We start from the raw sequence: 19,942 nt of genomic DNA on the forward strand, positions 1-19,942 counted from the left end.
TAGTTATAAAGTTAAGAAAAAAAGCACAACCAACCGTTAAATTTTAGATTTATTTTAATAGGAAACCGTTTCGTTATGTATTTTTGTTTTTCATTTTTTTAACGCAAATGAGCAGTTATGACTAATATCGATTTTATCAAACAATACGTTGCAACTGCAGCGATTAACATCCAGAATACCGTGCAATTGCTTCAGGAAGATTGTACGATTCCCTTTATTTCCCGTTACCGAAAAGACAAAACTGGAAACCTTGATGAGGTGCTGATAGAACAGATAGCCAAACTCCAGAAAGATTACGAAACTATCGTCAAGCGAAAAGAAGCCATTTTAAAATCCATTCAGGAACAACATGCACTGACTCCGGAATTAGACAAAAAAATCCAGCAAAGTTTTGATCTGAATGAATTGGAGGATTTTTACCTGCCTTTCAAAAAGAAGAAAAAAACAAAAGCCGATGTCGCCCGGGAAAACGGACTGGAACCGCTGGCCAAAATAATCATGGCGCAAAATAATGAGGATATTGATTTTGTAGCATCAAAATATTTAACCGATAAAGTTATTAATGAAGATGAAGCGCTGCAGGGCGCCAGAGACATTATTGCCGAGTGGATCAATGAGAATATTTATGTGCGGAAGCAAATGCGAAGACTTTTTCAGCGCAAGTCCACCATTACAACCAAAGTAGTTAAAGCCAAAAAAGACGATGAGAAAGCGCAGAAATTTGATCAGTATTTTGACTGGTCGGAAGGATTAACCAAAACGCCTTCCCACCGGCTATTAGCCATGCTTCGCGCTGAGAATGAAGGATTCGTCAAAATGAAAATAGAAGTTGAAACTGATGAAGCTTTGGATTTAATTGAAGAACAGATTATTAAAAAAAATAGCGATGCCAAACCGCATTTGCAATTAGCCATACAGGACAGTTACAAAAGATTGCTCGCTCCGGCGATTTCAAATGAAACCCTTCAGGAAGCAAAAGCCAAAGCCGATGCTAATTCCATCCAGGTTTTCGCCAATAACTTGAGCCAATTATTATTGGCACCACCTTTGGGAGAAAAGAGAATCCTGGCAATCGACCCGGGTTTCCGTAGTGGCTGTAAAGTGGTTTGCCTGGATGAAAGGGGAGATTTACTTTACAATGAAACGATTTTTCCGCATGCGCCGCAAAATGAATCGGCTATTGCGATGAAAAAAATCCGCTCGATGGTTAATGCCTATAAGATTGATGCGATTTCGATTGGCAACGGCACCGCATCACGTGAAACCGAATTTTTCATCAAGAAAATCGCTTTCGATAAACCCGTGCAGGTTTTCATAGTAAGCGAGGCAGGCGCTTCAGTATATTCGGCGTCCAAAATTGCGAGGGATGAATTTCCTAATTACGATGTGACGGTTCGGGGTTCGGTTTCGATCGGTAGACGCTTATCTGATCCGTTGGCCGAATTGGTAAAAATAGATCCGAAAGCAATCGGCGTAGGCCAATACCAGCACGATGTGGATCAGACGAAATTGAAAGAAGAACTGGATACGGTTGTGGTGCGCTGCGTAAATTCGGTCGGAATCAACATTAATACCGCAAGCAAACATTTATTGAGTTATGTGAGTGGAATAGGAGAGAAGCTTGCCGAAAACATTGTACAGTATCGTGCCGAAAATGGCCCTTTTGAAGATCGGAAACAACTTAAAAAGGTGCCTCGTCTGGGCGAAAAGGCATTCCAGCAAGGAGTGGCTTTCATCCGGATTTCGAACGCCAAAAATCCTTTGGACAATTCGGCGGTACATCCTGAAGCTTACCCAATTGTGGAAAAGATGGCCAAAGACCTGAAACTGTCGGTACAGGAATTGATTGCGAACAAAGAAAAAACAGCTTTGATCAAACCGGAAAATTACGTCACCCCGGAAATAGGATTGTTGGGATTGAAGGATATTATCAAAGAATTGGAAAAGCCGGGTTTGGATCCCAGAAAATCAGCTAAGGTCTTTGAATTTGACCCGAACATAAAAAGCATCAAAGATTTGAGAACCGGAATGATTTTACCGGGAATTGTCAATAACATCACCAATTTCGGTTGTTTTGTCGATGTCGGAATCAAAGAAAGCGGATTGGTTCATATTTCCCAACTCAAAGCGGGTTTTGTGTCAGACGTGAATGAAGTGGTAAAGCTTCATCAACACGTGCAGGTAAAAGTCACCGAAGTGGATGAGGAACGAAAAAGAGTGCAGCTGAGTATGGTTTTGTAGGAAAATAGAAATTCCAAATTCCAGCGATAATAATTGGAATTTGGAATTTCTATTTTAATATCCAAAAATTATTCTTTTACGGTTCCTTTTATATAAATCGTGGTAAATGGTGGATTTGTATTTGCTTCTATAACAATAGAATTATTTATTTGTCCAACTTGATCTTTTTTTGGAATAAATTGTACTTTAATTTTTGCAGATTCATTCTTTGAAACAATGGAATCTGAAATGATTGCGCCAGTGCATCCGCAACTTGTTCCTATCTGCGAAATCTCTAATTTTTTATCTGACGTGTTTTTCACCTCAAAAACGTGATTAACCGTGTCGTGTATAGAAATTGTTCCAAAATCAAATGTTTTTTCAGTTTTTAAGGTCGCATATTCTGATTTGCTCCTATTACAGGACATTGTAGTAATCACAAATAATCCTAAAATGATTTTATGTTTCATTATTTTATTTTGTTTAAGATGTCATAAAAATTATTGTAGAATATATCTTTTTCCGTATTTAAATCGCCAACATATCTAATGGTTTGATTTTTATCTATAATTAAATATGTTGGGACCGCTTCAATATGAAGTGTTTTCGATATATTTTTGTCCGCATAGAGAGTTTGGAAACTATATTCATGTGTAAATTTTCGAACAGCTTCCTTTTTATCGATATCACGATCCAATGGGATATTAACAGAATAGAAGCGGATAGTAGTATCGTCTTTAAACTCTTTTTTTAATTCGTCGAATTTAGGAAAAGCTTTAATACAATTTCCACAGGAAGAATTCCATAAATCAAAAACCAAAATTTTCCCTTTTTCCTTTTTTAAATCAAAAAGAGTTCCATTTTCATTATAAATAGTCAAATCTGGTAACGGTTGACTAATCATTTCATTTTTATGGTGACTGATAAAAACATAATAATTCGGTAAAAGATAAGTTGATAAACCAACGAATGTCATATATAGTATAGATGATTTCAGCAGGATCTTTGGTTCTGTTTTATATAAAATGGTCGCTAACGCTGTGGCAAAAAAACTAATTATAAAAATAGGAGCAGCCTTAAAACCAGAGTAAAGAAAAGAACCAATAAAGAGAGCACTAATTAGACATATCCATATCCCGAATATGGAAAACCAATTTATTATTTTATTTTGAAATGGGCTCCGTTTTAACAAAAAGATTCCTCCAAAAAATAATAAGATTGCCGTCCCAATAAAGCGCACAGAAAAATGAAGAGGACTTAAAAAAATTACTGCACAGTTTAAAGCTATGCAGTAAAGTATAAATTTTATTTTTTTCATTATTCCAACAACCCACACTTTCCATTGCATTCCCAAGCCCAAAGAAAACCACATCCAGTAGCAGTTGCATCCGGACATCTTTTATCCTCACAACTTCCAGATGCTCCACAACCAACCAACGATCCTTTATTACAATTACATTTGTCGTTTGAACCTCCTCCAGAAATTATATTGCTATCTGGGTTATAAAAAATCGCTTCAATATCACTCATTGTAAATGACGATTGTATTTTAATCAAATATTTTTTCACAAAAATATTCTTAAAATATGCTTTATAATCATCATTTCCATTATTAAAAACCGAAACTTTGAGTTCCTTTTGTAATTCAACAATACATTGTTTTTGTTTACTATTTAAATTATTGTTTGCTAAAACCAATTCTAATTTATCATTCCAAAGTTTTAATTTTTCTGACTGATTTAAAAGTCTATAGGCAACTCTTTTAGAAATAGCGTCATTTATTTCAAGGACATTTTTAATTTTGATAAGATTAACTTTGTCCGATACATTGTCCTTGTTATCAATGTCATTTGTTGAACATGAGAACATCGCAAGAGATGCGATGAAAATGAAAACGATTTTTTTCATACTGATTTTTGTTTAAAATTAAATATTATGGTTATAAACGCACAAAAATAAGTAAACTTTTCTTACATTTTCATACTTAACCCAAAAATTTAACTGACAAAACTTTTCACTGAAGAGGTAAAGTTCCATCAGAACCTGCAGGAAGGCTTAGCCATTGTCCATAAAAAAAGTCCCGAGAATATCGGGACTTTTTTTATTTTTTTTCTTCTTCCTTTTTATCGGCAGGTTGTTCATCCTTAGCCGCATTTTTGAATTCTTTAATACCGCTTCCAAGACCTTTCATCAATTCCGGAATTTTTTTACCTCCAAAAAGTAATAATATGACAGCTAATATAATAAGGATTTCTGTAACTCCAAATCTTCCCATGATTGTGATTATTAATGCCTAAGCAAATTTTGTAATAAAAATGTTTATACAAAGGTAAAAAGAAAAAGTCACTATGAAGTATATATTTAACGATTTTAAATTGTTAAAACTTTTGCAACTAAATTTTAGATTGCAACAACAATTAAGGAAGGGCCGACAACCCACTTAATTTGTTATATTTGTATCACAAATCAGTAAAGATGTCCCAGAAAAGGCTAAAAAGACAGGTTTTAAAGAAAAAGTTATTCGCCAAAAACCGCCTGGTTATATTGAATGAAGATACTTTTGAAGAAATATTCTCCTTAAAACTAACCTTGATGAATGTGTTCGTTGTCGCTACTTTGGGAGCGGTGGTCATTATATTTGTAACTACCTATATTATCGCCTTTACCCCATTGCGAGAATTTATTCCCGGATATTCTTCTTCACAACTGAAAAGGGAAGCAACCGAATTGTCCTTGAAATCCGATTCTTTAGCCTACGCCCTTAAGAAAAACGAAGCCTATATCAGTTCCATCCAAAAAGTGTTAACGGGAGAATTGGAATTTGCGCAAGTCAATAAAGATTCCATTATGGCGGCTGATATAACCGATCCGTCCACAGTAACACTTGAGCCTTCGGAAGAAGATTTAAAATTGCGGGAAGAAGTTGCCAACGAAGAAAATAATAATCAAAAAACAAAAACGAAATAGCAACCACTTTTTCTTTTTAAGAATCGCATATAAAAATGTCAATAAAGTCAGCCGCAGCAAGAATTTTTGCCAAAAAAATATACAAAAAAACCCAAGCCTGGGCTACGAATCCTGTAGCGACCCAGCAAAAAGTTTTTCTGAGTTTAATCCGTCAGGCGAAAAAAACGAAGTTTGGGACTGATCATCATTTTGACCAGATAAAAACTACAGCAGATTTTGCAAAAAAAGTTCCGATCCGGGATTATGAAGCTTTGAAGCTGTATGTTGATAGGGTTGTAGAAGGTCAGGAAAACGTACTCTGGAAAGGCAAACCACTTTATTTTGCCAAAACATCCGGAACCACATCCGGCGCCAAATACATTCCTTTGACCAAAGAATCGATGCCCTTCCATATTGAAGCGGCGCGAAACGCAATACTGCATTACATCCATGAAACCGGAAAAGCTGATTTTGTCGACGGAAAAATGATTTTCCTTCAGGGAAGCCCCGTTCTGGAAGAAAAAAACGGAATCAAACTCGGAAGATTATCCGGAATCGTGGCGCATTTTGTTCCGCAATACCTGCAAAAAAACCGGATGCCGTCGTGGGAAACCAACTGCATAGAAGACTGGGAAACCAAAGTCGATACCATTGTAAATGAAACATTTGACAAGGATATGACCGTGATTTCCGGTATCCCGTCTTGGGTCCAGATGTATTTTGAACGACTGTACGAAAAAGGAGGGAAGCCTGTCGGCGATTTGTTCAAAAACTTTAATCTGTTCATTTATGGCGGCGTCAATTATGAACCGTATCGTGCCAAATTTGAAAATCTGATTGGCCGGAAGGTAGACAGTATCGAGCTGTTTCCTGCTTCCGAAGGATTTTTTGCCTATCAGGATTCCCAAAAAGAAAAAGGAATGCTCCTGTTATTGAATTCCGGAATCTTTTATGAATTTATAAAATCTGACGAATTTTTTACCGAAAATCCAAAACGCCATACCATTGCCGAAGTTGAATTGGGAGTGAATTATGTTTTGATCATTTCTACCAATGCAGGACTTTGGGCGTATAATATTGGCGATACCGTGCAATTTACCTCGTTAAAACCCTACCGTGTGATTGTATCGGGAAGAATCAAACATTACATTTCAGCTTTCGGGGAACATGTGATCGGAAAGGAAGTTGAGTCGGCGTTGCAGGAAGCGATGGCGGCAACCCATGTTCGTGTTAACGAATTTACCGTGGCGCCTCAAATCACTCCGGCCAACGGATTACCGTATCACGAATGGTTTATTGAATTTGAAAACGAACCGGAAAACATAGCTGCATTTACAACAGCAATTGATCGTGCGATGCGCAAACAAAACGCCTACTACGACGATTTGATTACGGGGAAAGTGCTTCGGGAGTTGGTGATTACCAAAATAACGAAAAACGGTTTTCAGGACTATATGAAATCCATAGGGAAACTGGGCGGACAAAATAAAATCCCAAGACTCAGTAATGATAGAAAGATTGCAGAGGTCTTAAAAACAGAATAGATAAGGATGCTAAATAAGATATTTTCAATACTCATTTTTTTAATTACACTCACTTTTTCAGCTCAGACAAAGGGAGTTGTTCTGGACAGTATTTCCGGCAAGCCGATCCCGTATGTGAATATTTGGGTAGAAAACGAGAATATCGGAACCACTTCCGAAGAAACGGGCGAATTCAGTATCGGTTCAACCGAAAAAAACAAAAACTTAATTTTTTCCGTATTGGGTTTTGAAAAAAAAATCATTAAGGTATCTGAAGCCCGACAAGTAAAATTGAAACCAATTGCCTATCAACTGGATGAGGTTGTTCTTTCCAGAAGGAAAAATACAAAGCAAATAGAAATTGGTAAAGTTAAAGGTGGATATCTTGAAGCATTTGAAAATGGGCCGAGGATTGATGTCAAATTTTTCCCTTATTATACTAAATACAAAAAAACCAAATACATAAAAAAAGTTACCATATCGGCAGAGAGTCAGATAGAAAACACCACGGTTAAAATTCATTTCTATAATGTGGATACTAACGGTTTTCCTGGTGAAGAACTGCTAAAAAACGACTTAATTGTTAAATTGAAAAAAGGAGTATTTACCAATAGGTTTGATGTAACGGAATTTGATTTAAAAATACCGAAAAACGGAATTTTTGTAGGACTAGAGAAATTAATAATAGAAAAGAATAAAATTGAAAAAATTATTACAGATCCCTATACCAAAAAAGTAACTATTTACAAAACATATTCTCCCTTGGTATTATATAATTATGTGGAGAGAGATGTCTTATATACGTTTTCGGGAGGAAAATGGAAACAGCAAATTAATGTCAATACCCTTGATTCCTCTGATAAAAAGAAGGTATACGAACCGGCAATAAATTTAATACTGACCAATTAAAAAATAAAAAACTTACATTTGCAGGTTAGAAAATAAATTATAATGAAAGAAATTAAAAACATAGTACGCTCAAGAGCCCAGGAATCATCCAGTGCAGTTGAGAAATTATACATCACGATGCGTCATTTGTTCAATAGAGGATTCTATAAACCAATGGGAGTTTCGGGTGAAACCTTGCGAGAAGCTTTATTGTCATTACGACCAGAAATATACGGAACTATTGCCGAAGAAAAAGTAGAATTAAGCGGACTTTTGTATGTAATCGAAAGGCTTCCGGTAGGAATTGAAGAATGTCGTTTTATCAACTTAACGTCAGATGAAGGCTATTCAAAATCCCACTTCAAAGCGATTATTCCGCCAAAAAGAAGAAGAAATTGTTACCGTATTGATGACGAACAGATGAACGTCGAAATTACTCGCGGACGTTCTGACATTTATGATATCCTGACACACCTGACTTTTATTTTTATTGAATCCCATAAGATAAAAGACCGGGTATTGATTGACGAAAGCGGAGAAGTAACGCGCGATTGGCAAAAACTGGAGCAAGCGGTTTTATCCAACAAGAAGCTAACCCTGATAGATAAGGAAAAAGCCATTTCCCATACGGCCAATATTTTAGCGAGAACATTTGCTGAGGTTCTGGATATCTATGATGCTTTTGGAACAGCCGACAAACCGGACCGTTTCCTTCACATCATTTACTGGTTAGGAAAACTGGCCCTGGAAGAAGTGTTGGGCAACAATAAAAGAACCATTACATTCAGCCCTATCTTGAGAGAACGTTTAGGACACCATATCCACGGTGAAATTTGGGCAACCAACATCAAGGAAGTGCTTCGTGATAACGAGTTACTGGACCGACCAATTCATATCATCAGTGCCAACATGCACAGTGTGATGAATTCTGTTTTTGCGACCCATGTCCTGAAAACCAAATTCAAAGACAAATCTGATTTCTTTATTTACGAAGAAATGAGTAAATCGGGAGCTCACGATGTGAGAAACAAAGTAGAGGATTTTGCAAAACTGCACGGAATGATTTCGCTTCCGGATACTTCTGGAACCAATATCGATGTTCAGATTTTCGATACTGCCCAAATCGATTGGAAAAAATCAGCATTTCCAAAGGCGCAGCTGGACGATACAAAACCGGTAATCATCGTAATGGATTATGCTTTCGGTGAGCAGGCTTATGAAACTATTGATGAGTTGTTGAAACCATTTCAACTGACTAAAGAAAATAAAATATTTTTGAATGTTGTCTCTGTTTCGATTATGGGTAAAGCCGGAATCCTTCAGGGCGGAAAAGGGGATATCATGATTCCTTCGGCCCACATCAATGAGGGAACCGGGGATAATTATACGTTTGAAAACGAACTGACGGCTGAAATGCTGGAAGGAAACGATATTGCTGTTTTTGCCGGACCAATGGTAACTGTTTTAGGAACCTCGCTACAGAATAAGGATTTATTGAAATTTTTCCATGATTCGACCTGGGGTGTAATTGGACTGGAAATGGAAGGGGCCTATTACCAAAAAGCCATCCAGTCAGCATCTAAAATCAGAAAAAGCATCAATCCGGACGTAAAAGTACGGTATGCCTATTACGCTTCGGATAATCCTTTGGAAACGGGTAGTACTCTGGCTTCCGGCGGATTAGGGACTACAGGGGTAAAACCAACCTATTTGATTACCATTAAAATATTGGAACAAATTTTTAACGTAAAATAAAAACCACACTATGAGTTCAACCTCAAAAATGAACACGGAGGACCAGGAAATTGATTTGTCACAGATTTCAAAAAAAATCGGCGGCTTTTTCGAAAACATATCGACAAAAATTTTCAAGAGCATCTTATTTATCTGGCGACATATTATAATTATCGGAATACTTTTTATCGTTGGCATCGCCCTTGGTATTTATCTGGATTCGGTAAAAATGTATGATAATCAAATCATTGTCACGCCAAATTATGACTCAACAGATTACCTCTACTCTAAGATTGATCTTATTAAAGCTAAAATAAATGAAGGCGATACAATCTTTTTAAAAGAAGTGATAGGAATTAAGAACCCAAAAAAAATATTAAAAATTGAAATCGAGCCTATTCCGGATGTGTATCGATTTATTCAGGGCAATGCCGCTAATTTTGAATTCATTAAATTATTGGCTGAAGACGGTGATATAAAAAAGATTGTAGACGATAATTTAACAAGTAAAAATTATCCTTTTCATGTCATCTCGTATACCACAAAAGAAAAAACAAGCGACGTGAAGACCTTGACGCCACTTCTGGCTTTTTTGAATAATTCCGATTATTACAAAAAAGTCCAAAATGAAACGTTAAACAACATTCAGCTAAAGATGAGCCAAAACGATTCGATTATGAAGCAAATCGATAGTTTTTTAAATAGTTTAAGAAATAGTGCCGGTAGTTCAGATAAACTGGTTTATTATAAAGAGAATACCACGCAATTGAATGACGCTTTAAAAAACAAGGAAGAACTGCTGAATCAACAAGGTATTATGCGACTGCAACTAATAAACTACGATAAGATTATAAAAGATACAAGCACCACCATCAATATTGTTAGCACGAAGTCTGTTAACGGTAAAATGAAATTTCTTTTGCCTATTTTGTTTATTTTGATGTTTATGCTTGGAAATGCCTTCGTAGCATATTTTAAAAGACAAACCACTAAATTAAATAATTAAAATTCGATGAAAGGAATAATTTTAGCTGGCGGCTCAGGAACAAGATTGCATCCATTGACATTGGCAGTCAGCAAACAATTGATGCCGATTTACGATAAACCAATGATTTATTATCCGTTGTCAACTTTGATGTGGGCCGGAATAAACGAAATTTTAATTATATCAACTCCACATGATTTACCGTTATTCCAACAATTATTGGGTGATGGAAAAAATTTAGGCTGTCGATTTGAATACGCAGTCCAGGAAAACCCGAATGGCTTGGCAGAAGCTTTTATTATCGGAAAAGAGTTCATCGGAACAGATAAAGTGGCGTTGGTTTTAGGCGATAATATCTTTTATGGCACCGGATTGTCTGATTTGCTTCGGGCGAATAATGATCCTGATGGAGGAATTATCTACGCTTATCACGTGCATGATCCGGAACGTTATGGTGTGGTAGATTTTGATGCTAACGGAAAAGTCTTGTCCATCGAAGAAAAACCTGAAATACCAAAGTCCAATTTTGCTGTACCGGGAATCTATTTTTACGACAATGATGTAGTCGAAATTGCGGCCAACATCAAGCCAAGTCACCGAGGAGAACTGGAGATTACCGATGTGAACAGAGAATATCTAAAAAGAGGCAAACTTAAAGTAAGTATTCTCGACAGAGGAACGGCGTGGCTTGATACGGGGACATTTAACTCCCTGATGCAGGCTTCGCAGTTTGTACAGGTAATTGAAGAGAGACAAGGATTGAAAATTGGTTCAATAGAAGAAGCAGCTTTTCGAATGGGTTTCATCGACGCGGAACAGTTGAAAGTTTTGGCGCAGCCCTTGCTGAAAAGTGGTTATGGAACTCACTTGCTTAGTATTATTTAAAAATGAAATTTATCCCCACAAAATTAGAAGGATGTTTTATAATTGAGCCCAATATCATCACAGATGAGCGCGGTTATTTTATGGAAAGTTTTAACGAGAACACATTTCAGACAGGAATTGGACAACCAGTGCACTTTGTACAGGACAATCAGTCTTATTCTACAAAAGGTGTCCTTCGGGGCCTGCATTATCAAATCGGAGAACACGCCCAAGCCAAGTTAGTCCGCGTTCTGGGCGGGGAGGTCCTAGACGTAGTGGTTGATCTTAGACCGGAGTCAAAGACTTTTGGTGAAAGTGTCTCGGTAATGCTGTCAGCCGGAAACCAAAGACAGTTTTTCGTTCCAAGAGGATTTGCTCATGGGTTTTTAGTTTTGAGTGAAACAGCTACTTTCTTTTATAAATGCGATAATTTTTATAACAAAGATTCAGAAGGAGGGTTGATTTACAGCGATCCCACGGTTAATATTGATTGGCAGTTTCCCACAAGTGGCCTGTTGATTTCAGAAAAAGATAAGGTATTGCCAACATTGGAAAATGCCCGAAAAGTATGGTAGTTTTAGTAACCGGCGCCAACGGGCAATTGGGTACAGCACTGCAGTCCATTGAAGTAAAGTATCCCGAAATAAATTTTGTATTTGTTTCTTCTTTTGAGTGTGATGTGACTAATAAACATTCCATTCAAAACATTTTCGAAAAGGAAAAACCTAGTTTTTGCATTAACACTGCAGCTTATACCGCAGTTGATAAAGCGGAAAGCGACACCGAAAAAGCATTCGACATCAATGTAAATGGCGCTAAAAACCTGGCAGAAACCTGTAGGGACTATAATGTTACGTTATTGCACGTCTCTACTGATTTTGTTTTTGATGGAAATAGAAACATACCCTATACCGAAGAAGACACAACCAATCCGCAAAGTATTTATGGACAGACGAAATTAGACGGTGAACAAGCCATTAAACAGGCTCTTAGACACTATTTTATCATTAGGACCTCGTGGTTGTATTCTGGTTTTGGAAATAATTTCATGAAAACCATGTTGCGTCTTGCAAAAGAAAGGACATCAATAAGTGTAGTCGATGACCAAATCGGGACCCCAACACATGCCGTTGATTTGGCGGAAGCCCTGATTAAAATTATCTTAAGCGGCAAGAATGCGTATGGAATTTACCACTTCAGCAATGAAGGTATTGCCAGTTGGCATGATTTTGCAAAGAAAATATTTGAGATTAACCACGTGGCGATCGATTTACAGCCGATTCCATCGTCTCAATTCCCTACCCCGGCCACACGTCCAAAGTACAGCGTATTAGATAAAACGAAAATCAAAACAGTATTTGGAATAGAAATAAAAAAATGGGAAGATGCCTTAATTCAATAGGATTCTAAAAATATTAAAAAAGGAGATAATTTGTGTTATCTCCTTTTTTTGTTTTTTATGATTTTTTATTCTTTAATCAATTTAATTGTTTTTATCTGGCCTTCTAATTTCAAATGAAGAAAATACAAGCCCCCTGGTAATTCAGACAGGTTAATCCGGTAATTACTAATCATACCGTTTTTTAATATTTTACCATCGATAGCGTAAACCTGATAATAAACATCCCCCGTATATTTACTTACGTTCACCATTTCTAAAAATGGATTCGGATATATGATGAGCTTCTCCAAATCATTAAAAATGACCCCAAGCGGACTATCTACAGTTATCACAACATCGGCATTGTCACTACCACCAGAATTACTAGCGGAAACCTGATAAGTGGTCATGCCCGCAGTTTCAGTCGGAGTTCCCGAAATAACGCCCGTTGATGGGTTCAACGTTATTCCCTGTGGTAATGGAGGGCTAACAGCATACGTAATAACTGTTCCACCAGAAACGGATGGATTTAAAGGAGTTATGGCTGAACCTTTGGTATAGACATTCGGGGAAGAATAACTTAGTGAACTTGGTGCCACATCATTTACGGTAATAACCACATTTGCATTCGCACTGCCACCCGAGTGAGTAGCGGTCACCACATACGTTGCCATTGGGGCAACCGTTGTCGGTGTGCCTGAAATTACTCCAGTGGAGGTATTCAACGACAATCCTGTCGGCAAACTCGGCGCAACACTATAACTTAATACCGGTCCGGAAGCCGTTGGTGTTAAGTTGGTTATGGCCGAACCTTTAGTAAAGACATTGGGCGATGTGTATGAGACATTGAAAGTAGCCGGAAGTACGGTTCCCTCCACAGCAAAATTATTAAAAGTCACCCGATTACCATTGTCAAGTGTCAAATTGGATCCCGTAAAACGTAGTCTAACTTTAAAATTCGCATTATTATTCGCGGTAGTTATAGACGTAAAGTCAATTTGAAACAATTGATAAGTATCGGTTAACGGCAATGAAGAGGAAGTTAGACCGGTAGTAATCCAGTTTGGCGTTCCGGAATTAACTGCATAATCTACAGTAATGCCTGTTATTCCGGCAAGTTCATCCACGGCAGCAAATGAAAACTTAATGTTAGAATATCCCGCCGTTGAAAAATTAAATACCATCGTATTCTCCAGTCCTCCGTTTTGAAATGGTTGTTTAATTTGCAGTCCTCTCATCACATTTGCATCATAAGCAGCATTTCCATTTGCCTCCGGCCGGTAATTAATCGAGGTTGGATTATTTCTTCTTTCCATGGATGCTTTTCTCCAATTGGGATCGGATACTGTAAAAGGATATCCCGCCAACGAAGATTGATATTGGATTACCCCATTACTGCTGAACTCGTATGTGGAATTAAGGGTTTCCAACGGGGCATTATTAGTTATGTTTGAGTCCATCATCCAGAAATATATCGGGACACTCGTTCCGGAACTTTGCGGCACAAAATGGGCGGTAATTGAATAGTTACCGGTTGGAGTGATTGTAATTTCTGCATTGGTACTGGTTGAAGCACCGCTCCAATGGTCGAATATATATCCCGTTTTCGGAACGGCTTTCAGTTTTACCGGAATATTATGGAAATAGATTCCAGTCCATGGATATGGATTTCCGCTGATTCCGGGTGTTCCGTCCAGGATATTTATCGTATTTATTTTGATGTATCCGTGACTTGCGTCCGAAACATTTAAAGTAGCATTAATATTTGAACTAATACTAAATTTGGATCTGATGTGATTTCTTTGCAAAGCAGGTCTGGCATTTGCAAAATCTTTTTCGTAAGTAAGATCTTCATTCCATTCATCCATACTTACCGGAAAACTCCATCTGGTTATGTGCCCGGGCATTTCCGGAGCAATAACGGCCGACATCCCGTTTATGATTGATATAATTCTTGTAGAAAGAAAAGATGTATTCAGCAAATCGGCGAAACGATTTATAAAATCATTTTTATAAGTAGTGTTTTCCAAAAGTCTTCGTAATATTAAGGTAGACCAAGCCGGATTTACACCGTTTTCGTCAACGGATGTTGCGATTGCTAGGGTATTGTAATTAAAATCGTGGGTATCAACTGCAAATGTCGAGTCCAGATCATGAAACATCCATCGCCATCTGCCATCAAGGCCATAGGGCGCGGCGGCATTATAAGCGACCCTATTACGCCAGTAATGAATGTTATTATTAGGCCAGTCCGAATTCTGAAGGAATATTTCGGCAATAAAATAATCACTGAAACTTTCGGGATCCAATTGTGTTTTTATATAATCAAAATTTGCTGTAGATGACAAAGAATTCGTTTCCAAATAAGTCATCATTGCATTATAATGCACTGCATCTCCTTCCTGTGGAGAACCATTGTATTCTAAGAAATCGACGTCATCCGTATTATAGACTCTTTTAAAATAATTATTGTCGTAGCGTTCCCGAATATTATATATTCCCCAGAATTCCCCGTTCAAAAAAGCAATAGTTGGCTGATAGGCTTCCTTTTCGGGATACAATTCTTTGCATATTGTATGCCCCAGGGCATCTTTAAACATCGTTTTACGAAAATCAGTTCCGGAATTTGAAAGTGTTAATCTGTCGAAACTGGTATATGGCAAATCGGTAAAAAACTTATAGTCCAAATCATCATCGCCATAATCAGATCTTGCAAATACACTTAAACTTTTATTTTCATATCTTCTAGACGATCCGCCGCGTATTCTAAAACCTACTTCCTGGCTGATCTTTTCGGAACCATTTACGAAGTAACTTATATTTCCTTGTCTTTCACTTTCGATGCCCTCGCGGTAATAATTCCCTGCATCTCCGGCACGGGCAGACCCATTGGGATTGGCGGCTCTCCAGTCATCAAAATCTTTACCGGCAACAAATATTCCGTCGTCATAATCAAAAAACCGGTCTTCGTTAATGCTTACCGACACCACAGGCAAAGTATATTTGGTACTCCCTAGCGGGGTAATAAAATACGTTTTGGTTATTATTTTACTGGATATAAAACCCGATTTGATGACTTTAGCCCTTACGACAGTTCCCTTAAACACGGGATTATCCGGAAAATAATAGGAAGGATCAAAACTATAGGTTGATGAAATGGCGGAAACTTTGTTAGGTTGGGAGGTTCTGTCAATAATATTTAAAGGCGCACTGTATTGCAGGGTTCGAAAATTTTTATTTAACAACGGACCTGTTGGCTGTCCCGGTAATTCTGTATATTGATTTTTATGGGAGTAGGTAGTTCCTCCCAAATTATTTGCATCAGGGTCGGAGCCATCCAGAGTATAAAGTATAGTAACGCCGGAATCAGTGGAGGACAAGGTCAAGTTAAAAGCTGAAGGTAAAAATCCACTGTTTTGAGAAAAAACGGGCGGATTTAAAACGCCGGTATAGCCAGTAGATGCGTTTACTGCATTGGGAGTGGGAGTTTCGAAAAACACATATGGACCAGTTCCGTTAGGCAAACGGCCATATGAAATATCTGGTACCAGAACGGTGGGGGGAACACTACTCACCACAACTCCAGAGGCATTGCTTAATAAAATTGTTTCACCCGAAGAGCTTATTTTGAAATTGGTATGCAACGCACTGCCCGGTGTAGTGCGGTTTTTATCGGAACACCAAATCAGTAAATATTGCCCGGCACCAATGGAAACATTCGGAAAAACCCATTTGTTCAGTACTGCCGGATCATCGGATAAACCATAGCCGTTCAAATTTATACTTGAACTTCCGTTATTATACAATTCGACCCAATCCTGGTAACTGCCATCCTCATCTGTATTAATGGAGGTATTGGAAGTTAAGATTTCGTTGATAACTAAATTTTGACCCGAAACCAGATTTGCGCATAGAAGTATTAGTAAAGAAATCAAATAATGAGTATGTATTTTTTTCATAATAAGTATATTAAATGATCTGAATGGTAAAATTGTCAAATTCTATTTCATAATTGGAAAAGGTTTATTTCTTTATTATTTTCTTAATCTCTACATTATCTTCAGCCGACAGTTGCAATAAGTACATTCCCTTTTGCAAGTCACTCAAATTAATACGGGCAGATTCAACCTGATTTGTTTTAAGTAATTTTCCGTCGATGGTGAATATCTTATAATTCATGTGACTGGTATCGCCAGAGATGTTAAGAATATCTGCAACCGGGTTCGGATATACTTTAAACCGCACTACTTCGTTTGCAATAGTATCGAGTGTTGTTTGAACCCCTTCTACGGCAATATTGTTAAAAGTGACCCTGTTCCCTGCATCCAGAGTCATATTAGGCCCCGTAAATCGTAAACGGACTTTGAAATTCAGATTATTATTGACGGAAGTGATAGTAGAGAAATCTATCTGGTACAATTGATATGCAGAGGTCAGCGGTAATGATGAAGCTGGTAATCCCGTTGAAATCCAAGTTGGCGTTCCGGAATTTATTGCATAATCAACAGTAATGCCTGTTACTCCGGCAAGTTCATCTGCAGCAGCAAACGAGAATTTGATTTTCTGATAGCCCGCTGTCGAAAAATTAAAGATTAATGTGTTCTGTAAACCACCACTCTGGAACGGTTGTCTGATCTGCAATCCCTTCATGTCGCTGCTGGCATAAACCAAGTTCTTATTGGCTTCCGGTCTGTAATTGATTGGGGTTGCAAAACTTCTTCTTTCCATAGAGGCTTTTCTCCAATTAGGACTTGCAGCGGTAAATGGATAACCCACCAAACAGGATTGATATTGGATGACGCCATCTGTAGCTACTTTATAAGTTGAGTTTAGTGTTTGCAGTGGAGTATCATTTACAATTCTACTATCCATCATCCAAAAATAAATTGGCACACTGATTTCCGGACCGCCGGCAATGAAATTGGCCGTTATCGAAAAATTAGCAGTTGGAGTTAATGTAATTTCGGCATTGGTACTGTTGGAAGCACCACTCCAGCGGTCGAAAACGTATCCCGGTTTAGCAATCGCTTTTAATGTAACAGGAATATTGTGAAAATAAATTCCTGTCCACGGATAGGGGTTTCCAACAATGCCCGGAGTTCCATCAACTACTTCAATGGTGTTCATTTTTATGTAACCGTGACTTGCATTGGAAACATTCAATGTAGCATTGATATTGGACGCAATTCCGAACTTTTGTCGGATATGAGTTCGTTGGAAATCGGGTCTCTGAGCGGCAAAATCTTTTTCTAAATTCAAAAAATAATTCCAGTCACCGTCATCTGCAGGTGCTTCCCATCGTGCGAATTGTCTTGGCATTTCCGGAGCAATCACCGCCTTCATTTCGTCTATTTTTGACAACACTCGTGAAGAAAGGAACGTGGTATTCATTAAATCAGCAAATCGATTGATAAATTCGATTGTGAAAGTATTATTTTCCAGTAATTTGCGTAAAATTAAGGTTGACCACGCCGGATTTGGGATTGGGGGTCCATTAGGGTCTGTAGCAGCGGCTAAAGTATTATAGTTAATACCACCCGATCTCGCATAAGTATCATCCATATCATGCGCCAGCCATCGCCATCTCCCGTCATGACCAAACGGAGCATTTGGCACATAAGCTGTAGTTTTTTTTCTCCAATAAACAATGTTATTTCCTGGCCAATCCCTATTTGCCAGAAAAATATTGGAAATAAAATAATCCTTAAAACTTTCGGGATCCAGTTGGGTTTTTATATAGTCAAAATTAGCCTGAGTGGCAAAGGAATGGTTGGTTATATAATCAATCATGGCCCAATAATGGACATCATCCCCTTCTTGTACAGCGCCTTCATTTTCTAAAAGATCTATTTCAGTGGTCGGAATGTCAAATACTCTTTTAAAATAGTTGTTATCGATTTTGTCCCGCAGGTTTAGAAGCCCGTTAAATTCTCCGTTTATAAAAGTAATGGTCGGCTGATACCCTTTGGTGACAACATTCAGAGTCTTCATTAACTCTTGATTTAAAGCATCTGTAAACATGGTCTGATTGAAATCATTTCCGGAATTGCGAAGTACTAATCCCGAAAAATTAGCAAACGGACGATCCGCGAAAAACTGATAACTCATCGTATCATCCCCGTAATCTGATCGGGCATACAGGTTGAAAGATTTACTTGGGAAATCTCTTGAAGATCCGCCGTGTACCCGCAGACCGATATCCTGATTCAGCTGTGGAATACCATTTACAAAATAGGTAAAATTCGCGGGTCTCTCATTTGCTATTCCGCGACGGTAATAATTGGAATGATCTTCATAATCTATCGGCTCCCAGGTAGGATGGGCAATTCTCCAGTCGTCAAAATCTTTTCCCGCTACATAAATGCCGTTGTAGTAATCATAAAGCATATTCTCGTCCAGACTTATCGAAACGACCGGTAAAGAGAATTGATTGCCTGCCAGAGGAAAAACATAATATGTTTTGGTTATTGTTTTACTATCTAGAGAGCCGGACTTTATTAATTTTGCCCTTACAACGGTTCCTTTCAATATGGGACTTGTTGGAATGTAGGTTGGAGTAAAAGAATAAGTAGTTGAAATATTTGCAATTTTATTGGGTTGAGATGACCTGTCCGCAATAACAAGTGGAGTGCTATATTGGAGGGTCGTGAAATTTTTAGTTAAAAATGATCCGGTGGCCTGTCCGGGATGCTCGGGATACTGATTCTTATAACTATAGGTTGTTCCTCCTAAATTGGAGGCTTTGGGTTCCGAACCGTCAAGCGTATATAGTATGGTGGACCCGGCTACCGCAGTCGACAGGGTTAAATTAAAACCGCTGGTAAAAAATCCAGATTCTTGTGAAAAAGTTGGGGGGTTTAAGAAGCCACTGTAGCCAACTGATGAATTTGCTGCTTTAGGCGTAACGACCGAAAAGAAAGCAAAACCACCAGTCCCGTTCGGGAGACGGCCGTAAGAAATATTTTGTGGAATTACCGTGGACGGAACACTATTCACCACTACTGCTGATGGATTTGTCAATGATATCACCTCCCCTGCGGAACTTATTTTGTAATTAGTGTGCAAGGGACTGCCTGCAACAGCCCGATTTTTATCAGAGCACCATATCAATAAATATTGTCCTGCTGGAACAGATACATTTGGGAAAACCCATTTGAACAAAAGAGCCGGATCGTCAGATAAACCGTAGCCTGACAAATTAACCGTGGTTGCCCCGGTATTGTACAGCTCTATCCAGTCATGATATTCACCGTCCTCATCCGCATTAATAGTTGTATTGGATGTGAGTATTTCATTGATGACGATTTGACTAAAAATAGGTGTTGTGTTTGCAAGAGAGAACAAAAAGAATAGAAGGGTAGCTGTCTTTTTCATTTTTAGGTAATGTCTTGATTAATAGAT

15 protein-coding genes are annotated in these 19,942 nt (G+C 38.0%); 9 read left to right on the plus strand and 6 right to left on the minus strand.

The window, feature by feature from the left end:
* Positions 1–117: 117 nt before the first annotated feature.
* Complete coding sequence (locus tag FNW07_RS01815; protein WP_126742320.1) at positions 118–2,241, plus strand: Tex family protein; 2,124 nt, start codon at positions 118–120, stop codon at positions 2,239–2,241.
* Positions 2,242–2,309: 68 nt separating this feature from the next.
* Here FNW07_RS01815 and FNW07_RS01820 read toward each other — a convergent pair whose 3' ends face one another.
* The 4 genes from FNW07_RS01820 to tatA form a co-directional block, all read right to left on the minus strand.
* A complete protein-coding gene (locus tag FNW07_RS01820) occupies positions 2,310–2,690 on the minus strand; it encodes a DUF1573 domain-containing protein (RefSeq protein WP_126742321.1) in 381 nt (126 codons plus the stop codon).
* Positions 2,690–3,538 carry a TlpA disulfide reductase family protein gene (locus FNW07_RS01825; RefSeq protein ID WP_158626826.1) on the minus strand — a complete coding sequence of 283 codons (849 nt, stop codon included), beginning with the start codon at positions 3,536–3,538 and terminating at the stop codon, positions 2,690–2,692. Before FNW07_RS01825 ends, FNW07_RS01820 begins: the two co-directional genes overlap by 1 nt.
* Complete coding sequence (locus FNW07_RS01830; RefSeq protein ID WP_126742323.1) at positions 3,538–4,128, minus strand: bacteriocin fulvocin C-related protein; 591 nt, start codon at positions 4,126–4,128, stop codon at positions 3,538–3,540. The genes FNW07_RS01825 and FNW07_RS01830 overlap by 1 nt, the downstream gene beginning before the upstream one ends.
* Before the next feature lie 193 nt (positions 4,129–4,321).
* Positions 4,322–4,495, minus strand: a complete 174-nt coding sequence (tatA, locus tag FNW07_RS01835) for a twin-arginine translocase TatA/TatE family subunit (protein WP_126742324.1) — start codon at positions 4,493–4,495, stop codon at positions 4,322–4,324.
* A 200-nt stretch (positions 4,496–4,695) separates the two neighbouring features.
* Between tatA and FNW07_RS01840 the strand changes: the two genes are divergently transcribed.
* From FNW07_RS01840 to rfbD, 8 genes are read left to right on the plus strand one after another with little or no spacing between them, the layout of a single operon-like run.
* Positions 4,696–5,187 (plus strand): peptidase, encoded by a 492-nt coding sequence (locus FNW07_RS01840; RefSeq protein WP_126742325.1) that lies wholly within the window; start codon positions 4,696–4,698, stop codon positions 5,185–5,187.
* 35 nt (positions 5,188–5,222) lie between these two features.
* Entirely contained in the window at positions 5,223–6,710 is a 1,488-nt protein-coding gene (locus FNW07_RS01845; RefSeq protein WP_126742326.1) for a GH3 auxin-responsive promoter family protein, read from the plus strand.
* Positions 6,711–6,716: 6 nt separating this feature from the next.
* On the plus strand, positions 6,717–7,598 hold the full coding sequence (locus tag FNW07_RS01850) for a carboxypeptidase-like regulatory domain-containing protein (protein WP_126742327.1): 882 nt from the start codon (positions 6,717–6,719) through the stop codon (positions 7,596–7,598).
* Between the two features lie 42 nt (positions 7,599–7,640).
* Complete coding sequence (locus FNW07_RS01855) at positions 7,641–9,332, plus strand: hypothetical protein (protein ID WP_126742328.1); 1,692 nt, start codon at positions 7,641–7,643, stop codon at positions 9,330–9,332.
* Between the two features lie 10 nt (positions 9,333–9,342).
* Complete coding sequence (locus FNW07_RS01860; protein WP_126742329.1) at positions 9,343–10,317, plus strand: hypothetical protein; 975 nt, start codon at positions 9,343–9,345, stop codon at positions 10,315–10,317.
* Between the two features lie 6 nt (positions 10,318–10,323).
* Positions 10,324–11,181, plus strand: coding sequence for a glucose-1-phosphate thymidylyltransferase RfbA (gene rfbA, locus FNW07_RS01865; protein ID WP_126742330.1), 858 nt, complete (start codon positions 10,324–10,326; stop codon positions 11,179–11,181).
* Positions 11,182–11,183: 2 nt separating this feature from the next.
* Complete coding sequence (gene rfbC / locus FNW07_RS01870; protein ID WP_126742331.1) at positions 11,184–11,735, plus strand: dTDP-4-dehydrorhamnose 3,5-epimerase; 552 nt, start codon at positions 11,184–11,186, stop codon at positions 11,733–11,735.
* Positions 11,729–12,562, plus strand: coding sequence for a dTDP-4-dehydrorhamnose reductase (gene rfbD, locus FNW07_RS01875; protein WP_126742332.1), 834 nt, complete (start codon positions 11,729–11,731; stop codon positions 12,560–12,562). Before rfbC ends, rfbD begins: the two co-directional genes overlap by 7 nt.
* A gap of 65 nt (positions 12,563–12,627) precedes the next feature.
* On the opposite strand, the gene FNW07_RS01880 is transcribed toward rfbD, so the two are convergent.
* The gene (locus FNW07_RS01880; RefSeq protein WP_126742333.1) at positions 12,628–16,500 is read right to left on the minus strand and encodes a CotH kinase family protein; all 3,873 of its coding nucleotides are present in this window, start codon (positions 16,498–16,500) and stop codon (positions 12,628–12,630) included.
* Between the two features lie 64 nt (positions 16,501–16,564).
* Positions 16,565–19,915: a CotH kinase family protein gene (locus tag FNW07_RS01885; RefSeq protein WP_126742334.1), complete on the minus strand. Its 3,351-nt coding sequence runs from the start codon at positions 19,913–19,915 to the stop codon at positions 16,565–16,567.
* Positions 19,916–19,942 lie beyond the last annotated feature (27 nt).

Origin of the sequence: Flavobacterium sp. GT3R68 (genome assembly GCF_007109225.1) — a bacterium.
Classification (GTDB): Bacteria; Bacteroidota; Bacteroidia; order Flavobacteriales; family Flavobacteriaceae; genus Flavobacterium.

Coding starts and splice junctions, on each gene's coding strand:
- FNW07_RS01815 (WP_126742320.1), top strand. CDS start 118: ATGACTAATATCGATTTTATCAAACAATACGTTGCAACTGCAGCGATT.
- FNW07_RS01850 (WP_126742327.1), top strand. CDS start 6,717: ATGCTAAATAAGATATTTTCAATACTCATTTTTTTAATTACACTCACT.
- FNW07_RS01860 (WP_126742329.1), top strand. CDS start 9,343: ATGAGTTCAACCTCAAAAATGAACACGGAGGACCAGGAAATTGATTTG.
- FNW07_RS01830 (WP_126742323.1), bottom strand. CDS start 4,128: ATGAAAAAAATCGTTTTCATTTTCATCGCATCTCTTGCGATGTTCTCA.
- FNW07_RS01845 (WP_126742326.1), top strand. CDS start 5,223: ATGTCAATAAAGTCAGCCGCAGCAAGAATTTTTGCCAAAAAAATATAC.
- FNW07_RS01825 (WP_158626826.1), bottom strand. CDS start 3,538: ATGAAAAAAATAAAATTTATACTTTACTGCATAGCTTTAAACTGTGCA.
- FNW07_RS01820 (WP_126742321.1), bottom strand. CDS start 2,690: ATGAAACATAAAATCATTTTAGGATTATTTGTGATTACTACAATGTCC.
- FNW07_RS01840 (WP_126742325.1), top strand. CDS start 4,696: ATGTCCCAGAAAAGGCTAAAAAGACAGGTTTTAAAGAAAAAGTTATTC.
- rfbD (WP_126742332.1), top strand. CDS start 11,729: ATGGTAGTTTTAGTAACCGGCGCCAACGGGCAATTGGGTACAGCACTG.
- rfbC (WP_126742331.1), top strand. CDS start 11,184: ATGAAATTTATCCCCACAAAATTAGAAGGATGTTTTATAATTGAGCCC.
- FNW07_RS01855 (WP_126742328.1), top strand. CDS start 7,641: ATGAAAGAAATTAAAAACATAGTACGCTCAAGAGCCCAGGAATCATCC.
- rfbA (WP_126742330.1), top strand. CDS start 10,324: ATGAAAGGAATAATTTTAGCTGGCGGCTCAGGAACAAGATTGCATCCA.
- FNW07_RS01885 (WP_126742334.1), bottom strand. CDS start 19,915: ATGAAAAAGACAGCTACCCTTCTATTCTTTTTGTTCTCTCTTGCAAAC.
- tatA (WP_126742324.1), bottom strand. CDS start 4,495: ATGGGAAGATTTGGAGTTACAGAAATCCTTATTATATTAGCTGTCATA.
- FNW07_RS01880 (WP_126742333.1), bottom strand. CDS start 16,500: ATGAAAAAAATACATACTCATTATTTGATTTCTTTACTAATACTTCTA.